We start from the raw sequence: 21,664 nt of genomic DNA, 5'->3' as shown, positions 1-21,664 counted from the left end.
GGGCTCCCCCATGGCTCGCTGCGACCCGGAACGAGCCCCATGCCCCTGCGCCTGACCACCCGCGACCCCGACTTTGCCAGCCGTTTCACCGAACTGCTCGCCATGAAGCGCGAGGTTTCGGAGGAGGTGAACGAGGTGGTGCGCGCCATCGGCGCCGACGTCGCCGCTCGCGGCGATGCCGCCGTCATCGACTACACCGCCCGCTTCGACCGGCTGAGCCTGACGCCCGCCACGCTGCGCGTTCCGCGCGGCGAGATCGCGGCGGCGGTCGCCGCCTGCGACCCGCGGACGCTGGAGGCGCTCAAGCTCGCCGCCGACCGCATCCGGATCTATCACGAACGCCAGAAGCCGAAGGACGACCGCTTCACGGATGCCATCGGCGTGGAGCTCGGCTATCGCTGGACCGCCATCGAGGCTGTCGGGCTCTATGTGCCGGGCGGCACGGCGGCCTATCCCTCCTCGGTGCTGATGAACGCCATCCCCGCCAAGGTCGCCGGCTGCCCGCGTGTGGTGATGGTGGTGCCGGCGCCCGGCGGCATCCTCAATCCGCTGGTGCTGGCGGCGGCCGATCTGGCAGGCGTCGACGAGGTCTACCGGATCGGCGGGGCCCAGGCGGTGTTTGCCCTCGCCTTCGGGACCACGACCATCCGCCCGGTCGCCAAGATCATGGGTCCGGGCAATGCCTATGTCGCGGCCGCCAAGAAGCAGGTGTTCGGCACGGTCGGCATCGACATGATTGCCGGCCCCTCCGAAGTGCTGGTGATTGCCGACAGCACGGCCAATCCGGACTGGATCGCGGCCGACCTGCTGGCCCAGGCGGAGCATGACACCGCGGCCCAGTCGCTGCTCATCACCGACGATCCGGGCCTCGCCGATGCGGTGGAGGCAGCGGTTGCGCGGCAACTCGCGACCCTGCCGCGCGCCGACGTGGCCGGGGCGAGCTGGCGCGACTTCGGCGCCATCATCATCGTCGACGATCTTGACGCCTCCGTCGCGCTCGCCGACCGGCTGGCCGCCGAGCACCTGGAGATCATCACGGCCGATCCCGAGCCGCTCGCGGCCCGGATCCGCAATGCGGGAGCGATCTTCCTCGGTGCCCATACGCCGGAAGCCATCGGCGACTATGTCGGCGGCTCCAACCACGTCCTGCCGACCGCCCGCTCGGCGCGCTTTTCCTCGGGTCTCGGCGTGCTCGACTTCATGAAGCGCACGTCGATCCTGAAATGCGGCCCGGACCAGTTGCGCGCGCTCGGTCCTGCGGCGATTGTGCTCGGCGAGGCGGAGGGTCTTGCCGCCCATTCCCGCTCGGTCGCCATCCGCATGAACCCCGGCCCTGCCGACTGACACCCCGGCCGGAGAGCACGCGCCATGACCGGTCCCAAGCCTTCTCTCCCGACCACCACGCGGCGCCTGGTCGCGGTCACCATCGACGAGGCTTCGATCGGCCGGTCCTCGGCCGATGTCGAGCACGAGCGGGCTGTCGCGATCTACGATCTGCTCGAGGACAATTCGTTCTGTCCGGTCGGCATGGAGAATGGTCCCTTCGCGCTGCATATCGCGCTCGCCGAGGGCAAGCTCGTGCTCGACGTGCGGCACGAGAGCGGCCAGCAGGTGGTCACCCATATCCTGTCGCTGACGCCGTTCCGCCGGATCGTGAAGGACTATTTCATGATCTGCGACAGCTATTACGAGGCGATCCGCCACGCGTCTCCCGCGCAGATCGAGACCATCGACATGGCGCGCCGCGGCCTGCACAACGAGGGCTCGGAGACCCTGCGCGAGCGGCTGAAGGACAAGCTGGAGTTCGACTTCGACACGGCGCGGCGGCTGTTCACCCTCATCTCGGTCCTGCACTGGAAGGGCTGAGGTGGTCTCCGACCGGCGCAAGAACCCCCAGGCCGTGCTGTTCGCCTGCGGCATGAACCAGGTGCGATCGCCCATGGCCGCGGCGATCATGCAGCAGCTGTTCGGCAGCCGCGTCTTCGTCGAGAGCGCCGGCGTCCACAAGGGCGAGCACGACGGCTTCGTCGACGCGGTGATGGACGAGATCGGCATCGACACGCAGAAGACGCGGCCGAAGACCATCGAGGAACTGGAGGAATGGGAAGGGCTGAACTTCGACCTGGTGGTGACCCTTGCCCCGGACGCCCACCACAAGGCGCTCGACCTGACCCGCACGCTCGACATGGAGGTGGAATATTGGCCCACTCCGGATCCGACGCTGGCCCAGGGCTCGCGCGAGCAGCGGCTCGACGCCTACCGGCAGGTGCGCGACATGCTCTACGAGCGCATCCGCCAGCGCTTCGCGCGCCGGGGAATGGGCAACGAGTGAGGCCGGCGTTCAGGCCTTGAGGAACTCGCCGGCCAGCGCCTTGCCGATCAGGGCGCGCGTCTCCGCAAGGCCGTAGAGCACGGCAAACGAGCCGAAGCGCGGGCCTTTCTCCTGGCCGAGCAGGATCTGGTAGATCGCCCCGAACCATTCCGACGAAACACCGGGCTTTTCGGGCGTCGCGCCCTTGGCCTTGAGGTCCTGGTAGCGCGGAACGGCGCGGCCGACGTCATAGACGGCGGCCTGGACGTCCTCGGCGCTCGCGTCCTTCGGCAGCTCCATCAGCTTGGCGGCCAGCGCCTGCAGCGCCTCGCGCTCGACGTCGTCGGCCGCCCGGTAAACCTTGGTCGGCCGCACGAAGGCGTGGAAATATTGCACCGCATAGCCGGCAAGCTCATCCAGCTTGGGGTTCTTGTCCGGCGAGGCGTCCGGCGCGTAGCGGCGGATGAAGCCCCAGAGAACCGACTTTTCGTGCGCGTTCGACACCGAGACGAGGTTCATCAGCATGGAGAAAGAGATCGGCACCTCCACCTTCGGCGGCGCGCCGGCATGGATGTGCCAGGCCGGATTCATCAGCCGGGCCTTCTCGTCCTGCACGGGATATTTCTCGACGAAGGTCAGGTAGTCGTCGGCATTGCGCGGAATGACGTCGAAGTGCAGCCGCTTGGCGCTGCGCGGGTTCTGGTACATGAACAGCGACAGGCTCTCAGGCGAGGCATAGGTCAGCCATTCGTCGATGGTCAGGCCGTTGCCCTTCGACTTCGAGATCTTCTGGCCGTCCTGGTCAAGGAACAGCTCGTAGACGAAGTGCTCCGGCGCCTGGCCGCCGAGAATCTCGCAGATCCTGTCGTAGATCGGCGCGTTGGTCTGGTGGTCCTTGCCGAACATCTCGAAGTCGACGCCAAGCGCCGCCCAGCGCATGCCGAAATCCGGCTTCCACTGCAGCTTGGTGCGCCCGCCGGTCACCGGCATGGTGACGTCGCGGCCATCCTCGTCGGCGAAGGTGATGGTGCCGTCGCGCGGGTTCACCTCCTTCATCGGCACGTAGAGCACGCGCCCCGAGATCGGCGAGATCGGCAGGAACGGCGAATAGGTCGCCTGCCGCTCCGCGCCGAGCGTCGGCAGCATGACCGCCATGATCGCGTCGTAGCGTTCGACTGCGCGCAGCAGCACGTCGTCGAACCTGCCAGACCGGTAGTATTCGGTCGCGCTGGCAAACTCGTAGTCGAAGCCGAACTGGTCGAGGAACCGGCGCAGCATCGCGTTGTTGTGGTCGCCGAAGCTCGGGAACTCGTTCGTCCACGGGTCGGGAACCGCCGTCAGGGGCTTCTGGAGATAGGGTTCCAGGAAGGCGCGATCCGGCACGTTGTCCGGGATCTTGCGCATGCCGTCCATATCGTCGGAGAAGCAGATCAGCCGTGTCGGCACCGCGTCATCGGTCAACAGGCGGAAGGCATTGCGCACCATGGTCGTGCGCGCCACCTCGCCGAAAGTGCCGATATGCGGCAGGCCCGAAGGACCATAGCCGGTCTCGAAGATGACAGGTCCTGCCTTCGGCGCCTTCTCCAGACGCGCCACCAGTTTCCGTGCCTCCTCGAACGGCCAGGCAGTGGAGACGCGGGCGGCCTCCGCAAGAGCGGGCGTGATGGTCAGGGCGGGCAGCATGGACGGTTTCCGGGCGGAACGGGCAAGGGTGCGTTGCCATAGGGCGGGGGCGCGGCAAGGTCAATGAAGCAGGGGCCGCCGCTGCGGCGGCGATCAGGCCGCGACCGGTGTCCTGCCCGAGAGAACGTCGGCGAAAACGGGGAGATCGATGTTCTGGCCGGACAGGATGACGCCGGCCTTGCCGCCTTTCAGACCGGGCGCTTCCTTCGCCAGTGCCGCAAGCGCCGCAGCCCCGGCCCCTTCGGTGGCGTTGTGCGTGTCGGTCCAGTAGACGCGCATGGCCTCGGCGATCGCATCGTCCGAGACCGTGACACAGCGCGCAGTGCCCTTCGCGATCATGGCAAGCGCCTCGGCATTGGGGATGCGCACGGCCATGCCGTCGGCAAAGCTCGCCGCCGTGTTGGTCTCGACCACGCGGCCGGCGGCCAGCGACAGTGCATAGGCCGGCGAGTTTTCCGCGACCACCGCCACCACCTCGGTCGTCAGCCCCAGCGCATCGCGCGCGGCGATGACCCCGCAGATCCCCGAGCCGAGGCCAATGGGCACGTAGACGACGTCGAGGTCGCCATGAGCGGTGAACAGTTCCAGCGCATAGGTCGCAACCCCCATGACGAGGTCGCGCTGGAACGAGGCGGCGAACTCGAAGCCACGCTCGGCGGCGATCTCCACCGCCCGCTCGCGCGCCTCGTCGAAGTCGCGGCCATGCTCGACCAGTTCGGCGCCGAAGGCGCGCATGGCGGCATTCTTCTCGACCGAATTGCCATGCGGCACGACGATCACCGCTGGCAGGCCGGCGCGGCCTGCGGCGAAGGCGAGGCTCTGGCCGTGATTGCCGCGGGTGGCCGAGACGATGCCCCTGACCCCGGGCCGTTCCCTCCGCAGGCGATCCATGTAGACCAGCCCGCCGCGCACCTTGAAGGCGCCGGTCGGCGTGTGGTTCTCGTGCTTGACCACGACGGTGAGGCCGTAGCGCTCGGCCAGCAGCGGCCAGGCATAGGCAGGCGTGGCCGGCATGGCGGTGCGCACCAGCGCCTCGGCCGCCTTGATGTCGTCGAGCGTGATCAGGTCCATGGGCATTCAACCTCGGGTCAGACGGCCTTGGGCGGGAAGGGTCCGGCACGGCCGAGCGCTGCCGGCACGGGCTTGCCGAGCACGCCGGCAAGCCAGCGGTTGGTGTCGATCAGCGCGTCGAGATCAAGGCCGGTGGCGATGCCCATGCGGTGGAAGGCATAGACCAGGTCCTCGGCGGCGACATTGCCGGTGGCGGCCGGCGCGAAGGGGCAGCCGCCGATGCCGCCGGTCGAGGCATCGAGGAAATCGACGCCGGCCAGCACCGCCGCAATGGCATTGGAGAGCCCGGTATTGCGCGTGTCGTGGAAATGGCAGCGCCACTTCACCTCCGAGGCCAGCACGCGCGCGCGCGCCAGCATGTCGGTGACCTGCGTCGGCACGGCGCAGCCGATCGTGTCGGCAAATCCGATCTCGACCGGATCGCTGGCCAGCAGCGCCTCGGTGATGGCGATCACCCGCTCCGGCGCCACCTCGCCGTCGAACGGGCAACCGAAGGCGGTGGCAATCGACACCGACAGCGGCAGGCCGGCGGCACGGGCGATCGCCGCCACCTCGCGGGTGCCGGCGACAAGGTCCTCGACGCTGGAATTCTGGTTGCGGGCCGCAAAGGTCTCGGACGCCACCACGACATAGTTGATCTGGGTGCAGCGGGCCGCGACCGCCCGCTCGGCACCGCGGGCATTGAGCGCGAGGCCGATCAGGTTCACGCCCGGGAAGCGGCCGGCAAGCCCGGCCATCACGGCCTCCGCATCGGCCATCTGCGGCACGCGCTTCGGATTGGCGAAGGACACCGCCTCGACATGGCGGAAGCCGGCGGTCACCGCCCGCTCGACCAGCGCGATCTTGTCGGCGGTCGAGACCATCGTCTTCTCGTTCTGGAGGCCGTCGCGCGGCGCGACCTCGATCAGCGTGACGTGACGGGCTTCAGCGGTCATGGCGTCCTCCGGGCAGCCGTTTTCGGGCCTTGGGCAGGGATTGGCAAGGCGGGCGAGAGCAGAGGTGGGGTGCCGGACCAGTCCCAGCCTGTGGTCTGGCAGCACCGTTGCCCCTTGCCGGAGCGATGCCCGCGTTAAGCGACGGGGAGGCCATGAGCCATTCCGGCGTTCTGTCTGCAACCGATCGGCAGGCTGGCGGGTATCTGGAACAGTCCCGCCCTGAACAAGGATCGCATTGTGCCAACCCTGTCACGACGACACGCCGTCGGCGCCCTCTGCGTCGGCGCGTTCCTGCCCGCCGCCCCGGCCATCGCGCAAAGCCTGCCGACCCGCGACATCGCCTTCGGCCCGCATCCGCGCCAGCGCCTCGACATCTACATTCCGGGGGACGGCGGGAGACAGCGCCGACCCGTCGTCTTCTTCATTTATGGCGGCTCCTGGTCGAGCGGATCGCGGGGAACCTACTTCTTCGTCGGCAACGCTCTGGCGGCGCGCGGCTATGTCACGGTCATCGCCGACTATCGCCTCGTTCCAGACGTGCGCTTTCCCGGCTTCATCGCCGACGGCGCCCTGGCACTGGCGCAGGTGCGAGCCAGCATCGGCCGCTACGGCGGCAATCCCGATCGCATCTTCCTGCTCGGCCATTCGGCCGGCGCCTACAATGCCATGATGCTGGCTCTCGATCCGCGCCATCTTGCGCGGGCCGGCGTGTCGCGCCGGTCGATCGCGGGCGCGGCCGGACTCTCCGGCCCCTATGACTTCCTGCCCCTGGATGCCGCGGCGACGCAGGCCGCCTTCGCAGGGGTGGGCAATCTTGCCGAGACCCAGCCGATCAATTTCGCGCGCCGCGGCGCGCCGCCCATTTTCCTGGGGACAGGCACGGCCGACACCACCGTGAGGCCCCGCAACACGGACTCGCTCGCGGCACGGCTTTCGGCGGCACGCGTGCCGGTCACCGTCCGCAAATATGAGGGCGTCGGCCATGCCGGCACGGTTCTGGCGCTGGCGCCGTTCTTCCGGGGCACGCCGGTGCTCGACGATCTGGCGGGCTTCTTCGGGGCATAGCCGCTTCGGGGCATAACCGCCCCGCCAACGACAAGGGCGGCCCGAGGGCCGCCCTTTGATGCATTCAACGGATCCGGAGAGGCCAGGAGGCCAACCGGTCACTCGGCCGCGGCGCCGTCCTCGGTGCCCGCGTCCTTGGCCTTCTTCTCCAGGTCCTCGCCGGTCACCTGGTCGACGACCTTCATGGACAGGCGGGTCTTGCCGCGGTCGTCGAAGCCGAGCAGCTTCACCTTGACCTTGTCGCCCTCCTTGACCACGTCGGTGACCTTGCCGACGCGGTTGTTGGCGAGCTGGGAGATGTGGACCAGGCCGTCGCGCGAACCGAAGAAGTTCACGAAGGCGCCGAAATCGACGACCTTCACCACGGTGCCCTCGTAGATCAGGCCGAGTTCCGGCTCCTGGGTGATCGACTTGATCCAGTTGACCGCCGCGCGGATGGCCTCGCCGTTGGCAGACGCCACCTTCACGGTGCCGTCGTCCTCGATGTTCACCTTGGCGCCGGTCTTCTCGACGATCTCGCGGATCACCTTGCCGCCCGTGCCGATGACCTCACGGATCTTGTCGGTCGGGATCTTGAAGCTCTCGATGCGCGGCGCATGCTCGCCGAGCTCGGCGCGTGCCGCCGTGAGGGCATTGGCCATCTCGCCGAGGATATGCTCGCGACCGCCCTTGGCCTGGTCGAGGGCGACCTTCATGATCTCCTCGGTGATGCCGGCGATCTTGATGTCCATCTGCAGCGAGGTAATGCCCTCGGCCGAACCGGCGACCTTGAAGTCCATGTCGCCGAGATGGTCCTCGTCGCCGAGGATGTCGGAGAGCACCGCGAAGCGCTCGCCCTCAAGGATCAGGCCCATGGCGATGCCCGCAACCGGCCGCTTGATCGGCACGCCGGCATCCATCAGCGCCAGCGAGGCGCCGCAGACGGTAGCCATCGACGAGGACCCGTTCGACTCGGTGATCTCCGAGACGACGCGGATCGTGTAGGGGAAGTCATGGGCGGCCGGCAGCATCGGATGCACGGCACGCCAGGCGAGCTTGCCGTGACCCACTTCGCGGCGGCCCGGACGGCCCATGCGGCCGGCCTCGCCCACCGAGAAGGGGGGGAAGTTGTAGTGCAGGAGGAAGTTCTCCTTGTAGGTGCCGGTCAGCGAGTCGATGAACTGCTCGTCCTCGGCGGTGCCGAGCGTGGTGACGACCATCGCCTGGGTCTCGCCGCGGGTGAACAGCGCCGAGCCATGGGTGCGCGGCAGGATGCCGACCTCGGAGACGATCGGGCGCACCGTGACGAGGTCGCGGCCGTCGATGCGGCTGCCGGTGTCGAGGATGTTCCAGCGGACGACCTTGGCCTCGAGGTCCTTGAACACGCCAGTGACTACCAGCTTTTCGTGCTTGCCCTCGCCCTCGCCGGCGAAAGCCTCGATGGCCTTCTTCTTGACCTCGCCGACAGCGGTGTAGCGGGCGGTCTTCTCGCGGATGGAATAGGCGGCGCGCAGGTCCTTCTCGACCAGCGCCAGCATTTCCGTCTCCAGCGCCGAATGGTCCGGCGGGGTGAAGTCGCGGGGCTCCTTGGCGGCCTTCTCGGCCAGGGCGATGATGGCGTTGATGACCGGCTGGAAATATTTGTGGCCGAACATGACGGCGCCCAGCATGGTCTCCTCGGACAGCTCCTGCGCCTCCGACTCCACCATCAGCACGGCATCGGCGGTGCCGGCGACGACGAGGTCGAGCTTCGACTCCTTCATGTCGTCGACATAGGGGTTCAGCACATATTCGCCGTCGATATAGCCGACGCGGGCGGCGCCCACCGGGCCCATGAAGGGCACGCCGGAGAGGGTCAGCGCAGCGGAGGCGGCGACCATGGCGAGGACGTCCGGATCGTTCTCCATGTCATGGGAGAGCGTGGTGATGACGACCTGCGTCTCGTTCTTGTAGCCCGGCACGAAGAGCGGGCGGATCGGACGGTCGATGAGGCGGGAGATGAGCGTCTCGCGCTCGGTCGGCTGGCCTTCGCGCTTGAAATAGCCACCCGGAATGCGGCCAGCGGCGAAGTACTTCTCCTGGTAGTTGACGGTCAGCGGGAAGAAGTCGATGCCGGCGCGCGGCTCGTAGTTGGACACCACGGTGGCCAGAACGGTGGTCTCGCCATAGGTGGCGAGCACGGCACCATGGGCCTGCCGGGCGACCTTGCCGGTCTCCAGCACGAGCTTGCGCCCGCCCCAGGTGATCTCCTCGCGATGGATGTCGAACATGGCTCTGTTATCCTTTCTCGTACGGACAGGACACGGACGGCCATGGGCAAGACGGCAAGGGGCTCGTGTCAGAAGCGGGTGCTTCCGAGCCCCTTGCGATCCTGCCATGGCGGTCGGCGTGTCAGTGGACTGGCCCCTTCGAGGACCTTAAGGCCGCGCGGGACGCGGCCCATTCGGGGGTTCGGGCGCCCCGTCGTGAGGTGGCCCGGATGTGGAAGCGGCCCCGGCGCTTCAGGCGCGGGGCCGGCCCCTTGAAGCAGCGTCAGCGGCGGATGCCAAGGCGCTCGATGAGCGACTTGTAGCGCGCCTCGTCCTGCTTCTTCACATAGTCGAGCAGCGAGCGGCGCTGCGAGACCATCTTCAGAAGTCCGCGCCGGGAATGGTTGTCCTTGGCGTGGGTCTTGAAATGCTGGGTCAGGTTGGTGATGCGCTCGGTCAGGATGGCGACCTGGACCTCGGGCGATCCGGTGTCGCCGGGCTTGGTCGCATAATCCTTGATGAGCTCGGCCTTGCGGGCGTCGGTAACCGACATCGGGTGATCCTTTGAACAGGTGGGATGGATGCGGCCGGCGCCGGGATGTCGTCCAGCGCGGTCGGATGGCCAGGGTGCGCGCGCGGCGCAGCCATGGATCGGACGGGCCGTCAGGCCTGCCGAAGGCGCGGCTTATACACGAAAATGGCAGGAAGGAAAGGCGCGGGCCATGTTCCCGTTTCATTCCCCGCCGAGGCGGGGCAGGATGGCCCAGTGTCCCTGCAGCCCGACCTGATGATTGCCCCGATGATTGCGATGCTCCCGACCCCTGCCCTGCCTGCGCCGCCGGTGGACGGCCGCCAGTCCGAACGGGCGCTGGCGATCGCCCGCGGCGTCACGCGGTTGCTCGCCGCGCTCGATTTCGCGGTGGTGCCGGAACTGCAACTGCCCTCCGGCCGGCGGGCGGACCTGACCGCGCTCGGCCGCGACGGGCGGCTGTGGATCGTCGAGATCAAGTCCTCGGTCGAGGATTTCCGCGCCGACCGCAAATGGACCGACTACCGCGCCCATGCCGACCGCGTGCTGTTCGCGGTGGCGCCGGACTTTCCGGCCGCGATCCTGCCCGGGGATGCCGGGCTGATCCTCGCCGATGCCCATGGCGCGGAGATCGTCCGCGAGGGACAGGCCGGGTCGCTGCATGCCGCCACCCGCAAGGTGATGATGCTGCGCTTTGCGCGGGTCGCGGCGGGCCGAATGACGCTGCTGGTCGATCCGGGGGCGATCGGAATCACAGGTTTGTGATTTTGGTCCGTTTTAGGATTTTGGTCTTGCATCGTGAACTGGAACAAACTATAAACATCGGGTCGGCGGCGGACGGGCGGGAAGCGGGCGATGAAGACGGAGGCAGAGCGGGACGTGGAGGCGGCCCTGTTCGAGAGTCTCTACCAATTGGTGCTGGCAGCCCTGTCACGCTTCGGCCGCCACGACGGCCTGAATCCGGGGGACTACTACGTTCTCGGCGACTATTGGGGGCATCCGCAGGTGCTCGTGAACGCCAATCTCCGGATGCTGCGTGAGGACGTGATCGAGGCCCTGCGCGAACTGCTTGCCAGACGGCCGCAGTGGGAGATCGTCTTCGCCCTCTGGGAGCCCGGCACCGAGACGAGCTGGCCGCGCATGGGACTTCGCATTCGCCGCGATGAGGTGCTGGACGGGCTCAGGCGCAGCTTTCTTCCCGAGCCCTACCGCAGTTTCACATGCCGCGACCTCAGGCCGGAACGGCAGGACGAGATTCCGGGTCCCTGAACAATACCGCTGCACGCTTGATGAACAGGCCAGCGAATCGGTCTTGCGGCGCGACCCGAGCCCCTCCTTTGCCCGCCCAAGCCTCACCGATGCTGGCTCAGGCCGGAATTGACGCGAAGAGGCGGATGTCGCCGGGATCGCGAACCAGCCTCACAACACCCTGTTGCTCGCCTTCACCGCCTCCGCGGCCTCGACATAGACCTTGCCGCCCATCTCCCGGAACTTCTCGCTCATCTGCGCCATGCCCTGCTCGGCGGTGAGCGCGTCGGCGCCGGCCACCGCCCGCTTGTCGGGATCGTTCAGCGTCGCCGCATAGTCGCGCACGTCCTGGGTGATCTTCATGGAGCAGAATTTCGGCCCGCACATGGAGCAGAAGTGGGCGACCTTGTGCGCCTCCTTCGGCAGGGTCTCGTCATGGTACGCACGCGCCGTATCCGGATCGAGGCCGAGGTTGAACTGGTCCTCCCAGCGGAAGTCGAAGCGGGCACGGGAGAGCGCGTCGTCGCGCAGCTGCGCCGCCGGGTGGCCCTTGCCGAGGTCGGCGGCATGTGCCGCGATCCTGTAGGTGATGACGCCGACCTTCACGTCGTCGCGGTTGGGCAGCCCCAGATGCTCCTTCGGCGTGACGTAGCAGAGCATGGCGCAGCCGAACCAGCCGATCATCGCCGCCCCGATGCCGGAGGTGATGTGGTCATAGCCCGGCGCGATGTCGGTGGTCAGCGGTCCGAGGGTATAGAAGGGCGCCTCGCCGCACTCCTTCAGCTGCTTGTCCATGTTGATCTTGATCTTGTGGATCGGGACGTGGCCAGGCCCCTCGATCATCACCTGGCAGCCCTTCTTCCAGGCGATCTGGGTGAGTTCGCCCAGCGTCTCCAACTCGGCGAACTGGGCGGCGTCATTGGCATCGGCGATGGAGCCGGGGCGCAGGCCGTCGCCGAGCGAGAACGACACGTCGTAGCGGCGCATGATGTCGCAGATCTCGTCGAAATGCTCGTAGAGGAAGCTCTCGCGGTGATGGGCGAGGCACCACTTGGCCATGATCGACCCGCCCCTCGAGACGATGCCGGTCACGCGGTTGGCGGTCAGCGGCACATAGGCGAGGCGCACGCCGGCATGGATGGTGAAATAGTCGACGCCCTGCTCGCACTGCTCGATCAGCGTGTCGCGGTAGAGCTCCCAGGTGAGCTTGACGGGATCGCCGCCGCACTTCTCCAGGGCCTGGTAGATCGGCACCGTGCCGATCGGCACCGGCGAGTTGCGGATGATCCATTCGCGGGTGTTGTGGATGTTGCGCCCGGTGGACAGGTCCATGACCGTGTCGGCGCCCCAGCGGATCGACCAGACCAGCTTGTCCACCTCCTCCTCGATGGAGGAGGACACGGCGGAATTGCCGATATTGGCGTTGACCTTCACCAGGAAGTTGCGGCCGATGATCATCGGCTCGAGTTCGGGGTGGTTGATGTTGGCCGGAATGATGGCGCGGCCGCGGGCGATCTCCGAGCGCACGAATTCCGGCGTGATGAAGGCCGGGATCTCGGCGCCGAAGCTCTCGCCATCGGCGATCTTCGCGTCCGCCCCTTCCAGCATGGCCTTGCGGCCGAGATTCTCGCGCTCCGCGACGTAGATCATCTCCTTGGTAATGATGCCGGCCCGCGCAAACTCGTATTGCGTGATCGGCGCATCGCCGACGCCGCGCAGCGGCTGGTTATGCAGCGGGAAGGCGCGGGCAAGGTGCCGCCCGGCATTGCCGTTGTCCTCCGGCTTCACCTCGCGGCCGTCATAGGCCTCCACGCCGCCGCGCTCGAGCACCCAGGCGGTGCGGGCGCGGGAGAGACCCTTCTCGACGTCGATGACAACGTTCGGATCGGTATAGGGACCCGACGTGTCGTAGAGCACCACATTCGGCTCGTTGGCACCCGGCTGGAGCTGGATCTCGCGCAGCGGCACGCGCAGGTCGGGTGCGGATTCCGGCACCGCGAAGACCTTGGTGGAGGCGGGCAGCGGGCCGGTGGTGACGGCAGCCTTGATGTCCTTGACCGGGGCGTTCATGGGGGTCCTCGCAGCGTTCTTATGGTGTTGGGGTCTGCGGCCAGTAGCCGGCAATGGTGAGAATGGCGCCGATGACCAGCCAGATGGCGGCGGTGATCCCGAGCAGCCCGTCGCGGGCGATCAGGTCGTGGCCGAGGCGGGCCATGCGATCGGGGAAGACGATGCGGACGGCACCGGCAACGGTCATGGCGAGGCCGATGAGGGTGATGAGGGTCCGCCAGTCGGGCGCGATCACGCGGTGCGCCAGAAGGATGGCGACGCCGGCGGTCATGGTGATCAGGCCGGACAGGAAGATCAGCGCCGTGCTGTCGAGAAACTGGCGGGCAAGCGTGCGGAAGGCGCCGGGATTGACCGCCAGCCCGATGCCGACCGCCAGCATGACGGGGCCGATAAGCCTGGCCAGATAGACCGAAGTGAGCATTTGCGTCCCATCCCTCCGCCGGCATGACCCGGATCAGGTTCAAGGGTCGCTGCGGGGCCCATAGCGGACGGTGCAGCCTCTCAGCCCCCTCGTCGGGGCCCCCCTTGGACAAGGTTCAATCTGGACCCTTGGCCGGCGAAGTCAAGGCGTGGCCGGCAGGGCTGGACCGCGCGGAGGGCGGGCTCTGCTGTTCCCGCTTCGTTCGAAAACGGGGCGCGAATCGGCTAGGCTCGTCCCATGTCCGATGTGCTTCTCGTTATTTCCGGCCGGCCGGTCACCGCTGGCGAGACCGTCCTCGCGCTGCTCGGCCTTGCCCTCGTCCTGCTACTCGTCCTGTTCGTCGGCCTGCGGCGGCAAGCAGCGGCGCGCGCGCTGGAGGCCGAGCGGGCGGTGATCCACGCCCAGGAGATCGAGGAGCGCATGGGCGAGATGACGCGCATCCAGGCCGAGCTCACCGGCCGGATGCAGGCCATGGCCGAGGGGCTGGGGTCGCGCCAGTCCGACATGGCGCGCGCGCTGGCCGAACGGCTCGACGGCATGTCGACGCGCATCGGCCAGTCGCTGGAGGGCCAGACCAAGACGACGGTGGAGAATCTCGGCAAGCTGAACGAGCGGCTGGCGGTCATCGACAGCGCGCAGAAGAACCTGTCCGACCTTGCCGGCCAGGTGGTGACGCTGAAGGACGTGCTCGCCAACAAGCAGGCGCGCGGCGCCTTCGGCCAGGGCCGCATGGAGGCGATCCTGCAGGACGGGCTGCCGCGCAACGGCTACGAGTTGCAGCCCACGCTCTCCACCGGCAAGCGGCCCGATGCGGTCATCCGGCTGGCCGGCGACCCGCGCGGGCTGGTGGTGGACGCCAAGTTCCCGCTGGAAGCCGTCACGCTCTGGCGCGAGGCCAAGGGCGATGAGGCCCGGCGCATCGCCGCCCAGCGGCTGAGACAGGATGTCACGGTCCATATCAAGGATATCGCCGACAAGTACCTCGTCCCCGGCGAGACCCAGGACATGGCGCTGATGTTCGTGCCCTCCGAGGGCATCTATGCCGATCTGAACGAGTTCTTCGACGACGTGATGCAGCGCGCCTTCCGCGCCCGGGTCCTGCTCGTCTCGCCCTCCCTCCTGATGCTGGCGGTTCAGGTGGTGCAGGGCCTCCTGAAGGACGAGCGGATGCGCGAGGAGGCGCGGGTCATCCAGAAGGAGGTTTCGCTGCTGCTCGACGACGTCAACCGCCTGACCGACCGGGTGCTGAACCTGCAGAAGCATTTCGGCCAGGCGCAAGACGATATCGGCCAGATTCTCACCTCCGCCGAGAAGATCGGCAAGCGCAGCGGCCGGATCGAGGCGCTGGAGTTCGACGAGGGCCCGCCGGCGGCGCCGCTTGCCAAGCTGCCGCTGAAGGGGTCGATGGCGGCAGAGTAGCGGCGGGTGCGGGCTCGTCACCCCGAATCACCCGCCGCGCAATTCAGGAGCGCCTGCGACCGCTTGATCTCCCCTGCGCGACCGACCACATTCGGCAGTGGAGAACCGCCTTGTCAGCCGAAGTCCTGCGTCCCACCCCGAGCCTGTCGTCGCTGGCGCTGCTCGATGAGCGCTCGCGCGAAATCTTCCGCCAGATCGTCGAGACCTATCTGGCCACCGGCGAGCCGGTGGGCTCGCGCCACCTGTCACGCCTGTTGCCGATGACGCTGTCGCCGGCCTCGGTGCGCAATGTCATGCAGGATCTGGAGGAGGCCGGGCTGATCTATGCGCCCCATGTCTCGGCGGGGCGCCTGCCGACGGATACGGGCCTGCGCTTCTTCGTCGATGCCCTGATGCAGTTCGGCGATCTCGCCGAGGACGAGCGCCGGCAGATCGAGGCGCAGGTTGCCGCCTCCTCGCAGGACCGTCCGCTGGAGAACGTGCTGGCCGATGCCTCCCAGCTTCTCTCGGGCCTGTCGCGCGGGGCGGGCGTGGTGCTCACCTCCAAGTCCAATGTCCGGCTGAAACATATCGAGTTCGTGCGCATCGAGCCCGAGCGGGCGCTGGTTGTGCTGGTCTCCGAGGACGGGCAGGTCGAGAACCGCATCGTGCCGATCCCGGCAGGGCTGCCGCCTTCGGCGCTGGTTGAGGCGTCCAACTTCCTCAATGCCCATGTGCGCGGCCGCACGCTGGCGGAGGCGAAGGCCGAGTTGCAGAAAAGCTTCGATTCGGCCCGCGCCGAACTGGACGGACTGACCCAGCGCCTCGTCGAGGCGGGTCTTGCCTCCTGGTCGGGGGGCGAGCCGGCCGACCGCAAGCTGATCGTGCGCGGCCAGGCCAACCTGCTCGGCGATCTGAAGGCCCTCGAGGACCTGGAGCGCATCCGGCTGCTGTTCGACGACCTGGAATCCAAGCGCGAGGTGGTCGATCTGCTCGGCCGGGCCGAGACCGCCGACGGCGTGCGCATCTTCATCGGTGCCGAGAACAAGCTGTTCTCGCTGTCCGGCTCCTCCATGGTGGTGGCGCCCTATCGCGACGGCCAGAGCCGCATCGTCGGCGTGCTCGGCGTCATCGGGCCGACCCGGCTCAACTATGCCCGCATCGTGCCGATGGTCGACTACACGGCCCGGGTCATTTCCCGCCTGATCGGCTGAGGCTTCGGCAAAGCGCCTCATTGTCGCCGGACGGCAAACAGAGCATGGTCGGCGCGCCGGGGGACAGAGGGAGGAGGCTCCCCGCCCTTCAAGGCCGCTTAGGGAGACCTCCATGCACGGACGGTTCAATTGGAACGAACTGATGACCAATGATCTGGCCAAGGCCAAGTCCTTCTATGGCCAGGCACTGGGCTGGACCTTCGAGCCGTTCCCCATGGAGGAGGGCGAGTACTGGATCGCCAAGGCGCGCGACGGAACCGCCGTGGCCGGCATCATGCCGATCGCGCCCGACGACGACCAGTCGCAGCCCGGCTGGCTGTCCTACACCTCCGTCGACAGCGTCGACCAGTGCCTGCATGCGGTGCGCAGCGGCGGCGGCAACATCCTGCAGGAGGCGATGGACATTCCCAATGTCGGCCGCATCGCGATCATCGAGGACCCGGCTGGCGCCGTCATCGGCCTCATGACGCCGGTCACGCCGCAGGCCTGAGGCAGGGGCTCAGGCGGCCGGTTTCGTCACCCGTCTCAGGGTCAGGTTGATCCGGCCGCCGTCCTTCAGAAGCGTGCTCGTGCCCGGCACGAGCCGATCGATGCCGTGATGGGCGAGCCGCGCCGGCCCGCCGAAGACGATGACGTCGCCCGATGCGAGCCGGACCGACCTTGTCGGCCCGCCCCGGCTCGTCCCCCCGATGCGAAACACCGCCGTGTCGCCAAGCGAGACCGAGACGACGGGAGCGTCGAACGCCTCCTCGTCGCGGTCCTGGTGCATCCCCATCTTCGCGCCCGGACCATACCAGTTGATCAGGCAGGCCTCGGGCGGCTGCGGATAGCCGGCCACGGCATCCCACAGCGCAAGCAGCCGGTCCGGCATGGGCGGCCAGGGCTGGCCGGTCGCGGGATGGCCGGGCTGGTAGCGGTAGCCGGCGCGATCGGAGACCCATCCAAGTGCGCCGCAATTGCTCATCCGGACGGAAAAGGGCTTGCCGGTGCGCGGCATGACCGGCTGGAACAGCGGGGCTTCGGCAAGGACCCGACGGAGGTCATCCACGAGCGCGGTCTGATCGGCCGGCGGGAACCAGCCCGGATGCAGGACGCAGCCGGGCAGCACCTCGATGGCGGTCATCGCTGCGCGGCGGGAGGCGGCGCGGCGGGAGGCGGCGCGGGCCGGTGCGGTCGGCGCGGCTGTTCGGCCGCCGGCTGGCCGCCGACCTGATGGGCAAGGGTCTCGGCCCGCGCCTCGGTATATTTCAGCTGGCAGAAGACCGGACCGATATTGGACGTTCCGTAATTGCGGCACACGCGCTCTCGATTGGCGGGGAAGGCCGCCTGCTGCTGCAGGAAGACCCGACCCTCCGGCGACGTCCTGAGCCGGGTCTGCAGGATGCGGCGGGCATCGTTCAGCCGCCGGTCGGCGACGCCGCGGGCACGCTCGATCTCGCGATCGGCCGGAATCTCGCGATCGTTCGGTCCCCACAATCCGCTGGGATCGACGACGCAGCCGTCATCGAACCGGCAGGCGCCACCGGGCGCCGAGACGAAGGCGACGTCGGAGAGCAGGTCCATCACCAGCGTGCAGCCGGAGAAGGTCGCCTCGAACCGGGCAAGGCCGTCCGGCCGGCCGAGCGGGCGGAGCGCCACCGTCTGTCCGCCATTGAGATCGGGCGTGCAGACATTGCGAAGGTCATTGTCGCGCCGGCCGACGCCGGTGACGGCGATGGTGTAGCCCTGACCCTGGCGGGTGATGACCAGGGAGCCCTGCTGGCCGAGAAAGCGCAGGGTGCGGCCGGGCAGCGTCTCGTCCCAGCGCCTGAGCGGCGAGGCGGTGACGCTGCTGGGCACGCGCGGGCTGCTGCCGTCCGGACCGGCCGGCGCGCGCGGCGGACCGGATGGCGCCGTGCCCCCGCGCGGCGTCGGCGCGACGGCGCCAGGAAGCTGGAGCTGGGCGCGCGCCTCAGCCGCCGCAAACAGCGCGGCGAAGGCAAGGACAGGAACCAGGGCCGTGCGGCGCAAGGGCATTCCGATGGGAGCTCCGGATGAAACCAGACAGGAGACATAGACTGCGCCGGGCGGCCGGTCATCCTCGCTGCTGGCGGACCGCACGCTTCGAGCAGGTCATGTTGCCGGAACGACGCACCCCCGACGCGCTGAAAAGCCTCACGGGCATGTGACGGTCCCGCTTGCGGCGACTTGCCGCCCCTCCTATATCCGGCCCAACCGGTGCGATGGCTGATGTGCAGCCGTCTCGCCATCTGGAACCCCGACTGACGAAGGGGTCGGCGCAAGCGGATCCGGCCGGGAACGCAATCCGGCAGGACAGCGCGCGTCACGGGTGCTTCGGGCCCGGCCGACCCGCTTGAAAAGGAGAAGACCATGGGCAAGGTCATCGGCATCGACCTCGGCACGACCAATTCCTGCGTGGCTGTCATGGAAGGCACCACGCCCAAAGTCATCATCAATTCGGAAGGCGCCAACACGACGCCCTCCATCGTCGCGTTCACCGACGAGGAACGGCTGGTCGGCCAGCCGGCCAAGCGCCAGGCAGTGACCAATCCCGAGCGGACGATCTTCGCGGTGAAGCGCCTCATCGGCCGCCGCTTCGACGATCCGACCGTGAAGAAGGACCAGCAGCTGGTCCCCTACAAGATCGCCCGCGCCGGCAATGGCGATGCCTGGGTGGAAGCTGAGGGCAAGACCTATTCGCCCTCGCAGATCTCGGCCTTCATCCTGCAGAAGATGAAGGAGACCGCGGAGGCCTATCTCGGCCAGACCGTTGACCAGGCGGTCATCACGGTTCCGGCCTATTTCAACGACGCCCAGCGCCAGGCCACCAAGGATGCCGGCAAGATCGCCGGCCTTGAGGTCCTGCGCATCATCAACGAGCCGACGGCGGCCGCTCTCGCCTATGGCCTCGACAAGAAGACCACCGGCACGATCGCGGTCTATGACCTCGGCGGCGGCACGTTCGACGTGTCGATCCTGGAGATCGGCGACGGCGTGTTCGAGGTGAAGTCGACCAATGGCGACACGTTCCTCGGCGGCGAGGACTTCGACATGCGGCTCGTCGACTATCTGGCGGCCGAGTTCCAGAAGGAGCAGGGCATCGACCTGCGCAAGGACAAGCTCGCCTTGCAGCGCCTGAAGGAGTCCGCGGAGAAGGCCAAGATCGAGCTGTCGTCCTCGACGCAGACCGAGATCAACCTGCCCTTCATCACGGCCGATGCCTCGGGTCCGAAGCACCTGCAGCTGAAGCTCACCCGCGCCAAGTTCGAGGCGCTGGTCGACGACCTGATCCAGCGCACGATGGAGCCCTGCAAGAAGGCGCTCAAGGATGCCGGCATCTCGGCGGGCCAGATTGACGAGGTGGTCCTCGTCGGCGGCATGACCCGCATGCCGAAGGTGCAGGACGTGGTGAAGCAGTTCTTCGGCAAGGAGCCCCACAAGGGCGTCAACCCGGATGAGGTGGTCGCCATCGGCGCCGCCATCCAGGCCGGCGTGCTGCAGGGCGACGTCAAGGACGTGCTGCTGCTCGACGTGACCCCGCTGTCGCTGGGCATCGAGACGCTGGGCGGGGTCTTCACCCGCCTGATCGACCGCAACACGACGATCCCGACCAAGAAGAGCCAGGTCTTCTCCACCGCCGACGACAGCCAGAACGCGGTGACGATCCGGGTCTTCCAGGGCGAGCGCGAAATGGCGGCCGACAACAAGATGCTCGGCCAGTTCGATCTCGTCGGCATTCCGCCGGCGCCGCGCGGCGTGCCGCAGATCGAGGTGACCTTCGACATCGACGCCAACGGCATCGTCAACGTCCAGGCCAAGGACAAGGGCACCGGCAAGGAGCAGCAGATCCGCATCCAGGCCTCGGGCGGCCTGTCGGACTCCGACATCGAGAAGATGGTGAAGGATGCCGAGGCGCATGCGGCCGAGGACAAGCAGCGGCGCGAATTCGCCGAGGCGCGCAACCAGGCCGACGGTCTCGTCCACTCCACCGAGAAGGCGCTGGCCGAGCATGGCGCCAAGGTGGGCGAGCCCGAGCGCAAGGCCATCGAGGATGCCCTCGCCGCGGTCAAGGAAGCGCTCAAGGGCGAGGATGCCGAGGCGCTGAAGGAGAAGACCAACGCGCTGGCGCAGGCCTCCATGAAGCTCGGCGAGGCCATGTATGCGGCCCAGCAGGATGTCGGTGGCACCGACGGCGCCGAGCCGAAGAAGGACGACGTCGTCGATGCCGACTTCACGGAAGTGAAGGACGACAAGAAGAAGAGCGCGTAAGACCCGGCGGGTCTTTTTCATCGGGCCCCCGGATTTCTGCGATCCGGGGGTCTTCGCTTGACGAGGGGCGAAAGCGCGGTCGATGTCCAAGCGCGACTATTACGAAACCCTGGGTGTCGGCCGCGACGCCGACGAAGCGGCGTTGAAATCCGCCTTCCGCAAGAAGGCGATGCAGTATCACCCCGACCGGAATCCCGACAATGCGGAGGCAGAGGCCCAGTTCAAGGAGCTGAACGAGGCCTATCAGGTGCTGTCGGACGGGCAGAAGCGCGCCGCTTACGACCGCTTCGGCCACCAGGCCTTCGAGAATGGCGGCGGTGCCGGTCCCCACGGCTTCGGCGGCGATTTCGCCTCCTCAATGTCCGACATCTTCGAGGAACTGTTCGGCATGGGCGGCCGGCGGCGCGGCCCAGGCGGGCGCGAACGCGGCGCGGATCTGCGCTACAACATGGACATCACGCTGGAAGAGGCCTTCAACGGCAAGGCCGCCCAGTTGCGCATCCCGACCACGGTCTCCTGCGAAGTCTGTTCCGGCACCGGCGCCAAGCCGGGCTCCAAGCCGAAGACCTGCGGCACCTGCGGAGGCCAGGGCCGGGTGCGCGCCTCGCAAGGCTTTTTCTCGGTCGAGCGCACCTGTCCGACCTGCCAGGGCCGCGGCCAGGTGATCGACGACCCTTGTGGCAATTGCTCGGGCTCCGGGCGCATCACCCGGGAGCGGGTGCTGTCCGTGAGCATTCCGGCCGGCGTCGAGGACGGCACGCGCATCCGCCTTGCCAACGAGGGCGAGGCCGGGTTCCGAGGCGGGCCTCCTGGCGATCTCTACATCTTCCTGTCGATCCAGCAGCACCCCTTCTTCCAGCGCGACGGCCAGGACCTCTACTGCCGCGCGCCGGTGTCGATGGTGACGGCGGCGCTCGGCGGCTCCTTCGAGGTGCCGACCATCGACGGCGGACGTGCGCAGGTGAAGGTCCCCGAGGCGACGCAGTCCGGCAAGCGCTTCCGCCTGTCCGGCAAGGGCATGCCCGTGCTGCGGTCCAAGGCCGTCGGCGATCTTTATGTTCAAGTGGACGTCGAGACCCCGCGCGCACTCACCAAGCGGCAGAAGGAGCTGCTGGCCGAGTTCGACAAGGAGAGCTCAGGCGCGACCCAGCCTGAGACCGCCGGCTTCTTCGCCAAGGCCAAGGCCTTCTGGGAGGGGCTGGGCAAGGACGGGTGAGGTCGC

The 21,664-nt window shown here is 67.9% G+C and carries 20 protein-coding genes and 1 riboswitch; of the genes, 11 read left to right on the top strand and 9 right to left on the bottom strand.

Features of this window, described 5'->3' with window-relative positions:
* Positions 1-39 precede the first annotated feature (39 nt).
* The 3 genes from hisD to ACTIFS_RS04310 are packed head-to-tail and all read left to right on the top strand — an operon-like array spanning position 40 to position 2,332.
* On the top strand, positions 40-1,344 hold the full coding sequence (gene hisD, locus ACTIFS_RS04320) for a histidinol dehydrogenase (RefSeq protein ID WP_439572808.1): 1,305 nt from the start codon (positions 40-42) through the stop codon (positions 1,342-1,344).
* Between the two features lie 24 nt (positions 1,345-1,368).
* Complete coding sequence (locus ACTIFS_RS04315; RefSeq protein WP_439572807.1) at positions 1,369-1,866, top strand: UPF0262 family protein; 498 nt, start codon at positions 1,369-1,371, stop codon at positions 1,864-1,866.
* Between the two features lies 1 nt (position 1,867).
* Positions 1,868-2,332, top strand: coding sequence for a low molecular weight phosphatase family protein (locus ACTIFS_RS04310; RefSeq protein ID WP_439572806.1), 465 nt, complete (start codon positions 1,868-1,870; stop codon positions 2,330-2,332).
* Positions 2,333-2,341: 9 nt separating this feature from the next.
* Here ACTIFS_RS04310 and ACTIFS_RS04305 read toward each other — a convergent pair whose 3' ends face one another.
* The 3 genes from ACTIFS_RS04305 to ACTIFS_RS04295 all read right to left on the bottom strand — a co-directional run bounded on the left by ACTIFS_RS04305 (position 2,342) and on the right by ACTIFS_RS04295 (position 6,000).
* Positions 2,342-3,994, bottom strand: coding sequence for a lysine--tRNA ligase (locus ACTIFS_RS04305; protein ID WP_439572805.1), 1,653 nt, complete (start codon positions 3,992-3,994; stop codon positions 2,342-2,344).
* 93 nt (positions 3,995-4,087) lie between these two features.
* Positions 4,088-5,059 carry a threonine dehydratase gene (locus tag ACTIFS_RS04300; RefSeq protein ID WP_439573043.1) on the bottom strand — a complete coding sequence of 324 codons (972 nt, stop codon included), beginning with the start codon at positions 5,057-5,059 and terminating at the stop codon, positions 4,088-4,090.
* A 23-nt stretch (positions 5,060-5,082) separates the two neighbouring features.
* Positions 5,083-6,000 (bottom strand): hydroxymethylglutaryl-CoA lyase, encoded by a 918-nt coding sequence (locus ACTIFS_RS04295; protein WP_439572804.1) that lies wholly within the window; start codon positions 5,998-6,000, stop codon positions 5,083-5,085.
* Between the two features lie 237 nt (positions 6,001-6,237).
* Between ACTIFS_RS04295 and ACTIFS_RS04290 the strand changes: the two genes are divergently transcribed.
* The gene (locus tag ACTIFS_RS04290) at positions 6,238-7,065 is read left to right on the top strand and encodes an alpha/beta hydrolase (protein WP_439572803.1); all 828 of its coding nucleotides are present in this window, start codon (positions 6,238-6,240) and stop codon (positions 7,063-7,065) included.
* A 98-nt stretch (positions 7,066-7,163) separates the two neighbouring features.
* Here ACTIFS_RS04290 and pnp read toward each other — a convergent pair whose 3' ends face one another.
* Together pnp and rpsO are read right to left on the bottom strand one after the other, a co-directional pair.
* A complete protein-coding gene (gene pnp, locus ACTIFS_RS04285) occupies positions 7,164-9,314 on the bottom strand; it encodes a polyribonucleotide nucleotidyltransferase (RefSeq protein ID WP_439572802.1) in 2,151 nt (716 codons plus the stop codon).
* 262 nt (positions 9,315-9,576) lie between these two features.
* On the bottom strand, positions 9,577-9,846 hold the full coding sequence (gene rpsO / locus ACTIFS_RS04280) for a 30S ribosomal protein S15 (protein WP_439572801.1): 270 nt from the start codon (positions 9,844-9,846) through the stop codon (positions 9,577-9,579).
* 234 nt (positions 9,847-10,080) lie between these two features.
* Between rpsO and ACTIFS_RS04275 the strand changes: the two genes are divergently transcribed.
* Both ACTIFS_RS04275 and ACTIFS_RS04270 read left to right on the top strand, forming a co-directional pair.
* Positions 10,081-10,587: an MmcB family DNA repair protein gene (locus ACTIFS_RS04275; RefSeq protein WP_439573042.1), complete on the top strand. Its 507-nt coding sequence runs from the start codon at positions 10,081-10,083 to the stop codon at positions 10,585-10,587.
* A gap of 90 nt (positions 10,588-10,677) precedes the next feature.
* Positions 10,678-11,091, top strand: coding sequence for a hypothetical protein (locus ACTIFS_RS04270; protein ID WP_439572800.1), 414 nt, complete (start codon positions 10,678-10,680; stop codon positions 11,089-11,091).
* 150 nt (positions 11,092-11,241) lie between these two features.
* Here the strand turns inward: ACTIFS_RS04270 and thiC are convergent, their stop codons facing one another.
* Together thiC and ACTIFS_RS04260 are read right to left on the bottom strand one after the other, a co-directional pair.
* Positions 11,242-13,140 (bottom strand): phosphomethylpyrimidine synthase ThiC, encoded by a 1,899-nt coding sequence (thiC, locus tag ACTIFS_RS04265; RefSeq protein WP_439572799.1) that lies wholly within the window; start codon positions 13,138-13,140, stop codon positions 11,242-11,244.
* 19 nt (positions 13,141-13,159) lie between these two features.
* Positions 13,160-13,561, bottom strand: coding sequence for a hypothetical protein (locus ACTIFS_RS04260; RefSeq protein WP_439572798.1), 402 nt, complete (start codon positions 13,559-13,561; stop codon positions 13,160-13,162).
* A riboswitch (TPP riboswitch) is annotated at positions 13,555-13,676 on the bottom strand. (Overlaps the previous gene by 7 nt.)
* Before the next feature lie 122 nt (positions 13,677-13,798).
* Between ACTIFS_RS04260 and ACTIFS_RS04255 the strand changes: the two genes are divergently transcribed.
* From ACTIFS_RS04255 to ACTIFS_RS04245, 3 genes are all read left to right on the top strand, one after another.
* On the top strand, positions 13,799-14,980 hold the full coding sequence (locus ACTIFS_RS04255; protein WP_439572797.1) for a DNA recombination protein RmuC: 1,182 nt from the start codon (positions 13,799-13,801) through the stop codon (positions 14,978-14,980).
* 110 nt (positions 14,981-15,090) lie between these two features.
* On the top strand, positions 15,091-16,173 hold the full coding sequence (hrcA, locus tag ACTIFS_RS04250; protein ID WP_439572796.1) for a heat-inducible transcriptional repressor HrcA: 1,083 nt from the start codon (positions 15,091-15,093) through the stop codon (positions 16,171-16,173).
* Positions 16,174-16,285: 112 nt separating this feature from the next.
* On the top strand, positions 16,286-16,663 hold the full coding sequence (locus ACTIFS_RS04245; RefSeq protein ID WP_439572795.1) for a VOC family protein: 378 nt from the start codon (positions 16,286-16,288) through the stop codon (positions 16,661-16,663).
* Positions 16,664-16,672: 9 nt separating this feature from the next.
* Here the strand turns inward: ACTIFS_RS04245 and ACTIFS_RS04240 are convergent, their stop codons facing one another.
* Both ACTIFS_RS04240 and ACTIFS_RS04235 read right to left on the bottom strand, forming a co-directional pair.
* Positions 16,673-17,296 carry an alpha-ketoglutarate-dependent dioxygenase AlkB family protein gene (locus ACTIFS_RS04240; RefSeq protein WP_439572794.1) on the bottom strand — a complete coding sequence of 208 codons (624 nt, stop codon included), beginning with the start codon at positions 17,294-17,296 and terminating at the stop codon, positions 16,673-16,675.
* Positions 17,293-18,189, bottom strand: coding sequence for a hypothetical protein (locus tag ACTIFS_RS04235; protein WP_439572793.1), 897 nt, complete (start codon positions 18,187-18,189; stop codon positions 17,293-17,295). The genes ACTIFS_RS04240 and ACTIFS_RS04235 overlap by 4 nt, the downstream gene beginning before the upstream one ends.
* A 354-nt stretch (positions 18,190-18,543) precedes the next feature.
* Between ACTIFS_RS04235 and dnaK the strand changes: the two genes are divergently transcribed.
* Positions 18,544-20,442: a molecular chaperone DnaK gene (gene dnaK / locus ACTIFS_RS04230; RefSeq protein WP_439572792.1), complete on the top strand. Its 1,899-nt coding sequence runs from the start codon at positions 18,544-18,546 to the stop codon at positions 20,440-20,442.
* A gap of 82 nt (positions 20,443-20,524) precedes the next feature.
* Entirely contained in the window at positions 20,525-21,658 is a 1,134-nt protein-coding gene (gene dnaJ / locus ACTIFS_RS04225) for a molecular chaperone DnaJ (protein WP_439572791.1), read from the top strand.
* The last annotated feature ends 6 nt before the right edge of the window (positions 21,659-21,664 follow it).

This window comes from Phreatobacter sp. (assembly GCF_051860605.1).
In the GTDB taxonomy this organism is placed as follows: Bacteria; Pseudomonadota; Alphaproteobacteria; order Rhizobiales; family Phreatobacteraceae; genus Phreatobacter.
The sequence above is the reverse complement of the archived record's forward strand: the minus strand, read 5'-3'. Positions and strand labels throughout refer to the sequence as shown.

Coding starts and splice junctions, on each gene's coding strand:
- ACTIFS_RS04235 (WP_439572793.1), bottom strand. CDS start 18,189: ATGCCCTTGCGCCGCACGGCCCTGGTTCCTGTCCTTGCCTTCGCCGCG.
- dnaK (WP_439572792.1), top strand. CDS start 18,544: ATGGGCAAGGTCATCGGCATCGACCTCGGCACGACCAATTCCTGCGTG.
- dnaJ (WP_439572791.1), top strand. CDS start 20,525: ATGTCCAAGCGCGACTATTACGAAACCCTGGGTGTCGGCCGCGACGCC.
- thiC (WP_439572799.1), bottom strand. CDS start 13,140: ATGAACGCCCCGGTCAAGGACATCAAGGCTGCCGTCACCACCGGCCCG.
- pnp (WP_439572802.1), bottom strand. CDS start 9,314: ATGTTCGACATCCATCGCGAGGAGATCACCTGGGGCGGGCGCAAGCTC.
- ACTIFS_RS04260 (WP_439572798.1), bottom strand. CDS start 13,561: ATGCTCACTTCGGTCTATCTGGCCAGGCTTATCGGCCCCGTCATGCTG.
- ACTIFS_RS04255 (WP_439572797.1), top strand. CDS start 13,799: ATGTCCGATGTGCTTCTCGTTATTTCCGGCCGGCCGGTCACCGCTGGC.
- ACTIFS_RS04275 (WP_439573042.1), top strand. CDS start 10,081: ATGATTGCCCCGATGATTGCGATGCTCCCGACCCCTGCCCTGCCTGCG.
- ACTIFS_RS04315 (WP_439572807.1), top strand. CDS start 1,369: ATGACCGGTCCCAAGCCTTCTCTCCCGACCACCACGCGGCGCCTGGTC.
- ACTIFS_RS04295 (WP_439572804.1), bottom strand. CDS start 6,000: ATGACCGCTGAAGCCCGTCACGTCACGCTGATCGAGGTCGCGCCGCGC.
- rpsO (WP_439572801.1), bottom strand. CDS start 9,846: ATGTCGGTTACCGACGCCCGCAAGGCCGAGCTCATCAAGGATTATGCG.
- ACTIFS_RS04305 (WP_439572805.1), bottom strand. CDS start 3,994: ATGCTGCCCGCCCTGACCATCACGCCCGCTCTTGCGGAGGCCGCCCGC.
- hisD (WP_439572808.1), top strand. CDS start 40: ATGCCCCTGCGCCTGACCACCCGCGACCCCGACTTTGCCAGCCGTTTC.
- ACTIFS_RS04240 (WP_439572794.1), bottom strand. CDS start 17,296: ATGACCGCCATCGAGGTGCTGCCCGGCTGCGTCCTGCATCCGGGCTGG.
- ACTIFS_RS04245 (WP_439572795.1), top strand. CDS start 16,286: ATGCACGGACGGTTCAATTGGAACGAACTGATGACCAATGATCTGGCC.
- ACTIFS_RS04270 (WP_439572800.1), top strand. CDS start 10,678: ATGAAGACGGAGGCAGAGCGGGACGTGGAGGCGGCCCTGTTCGAGAGT.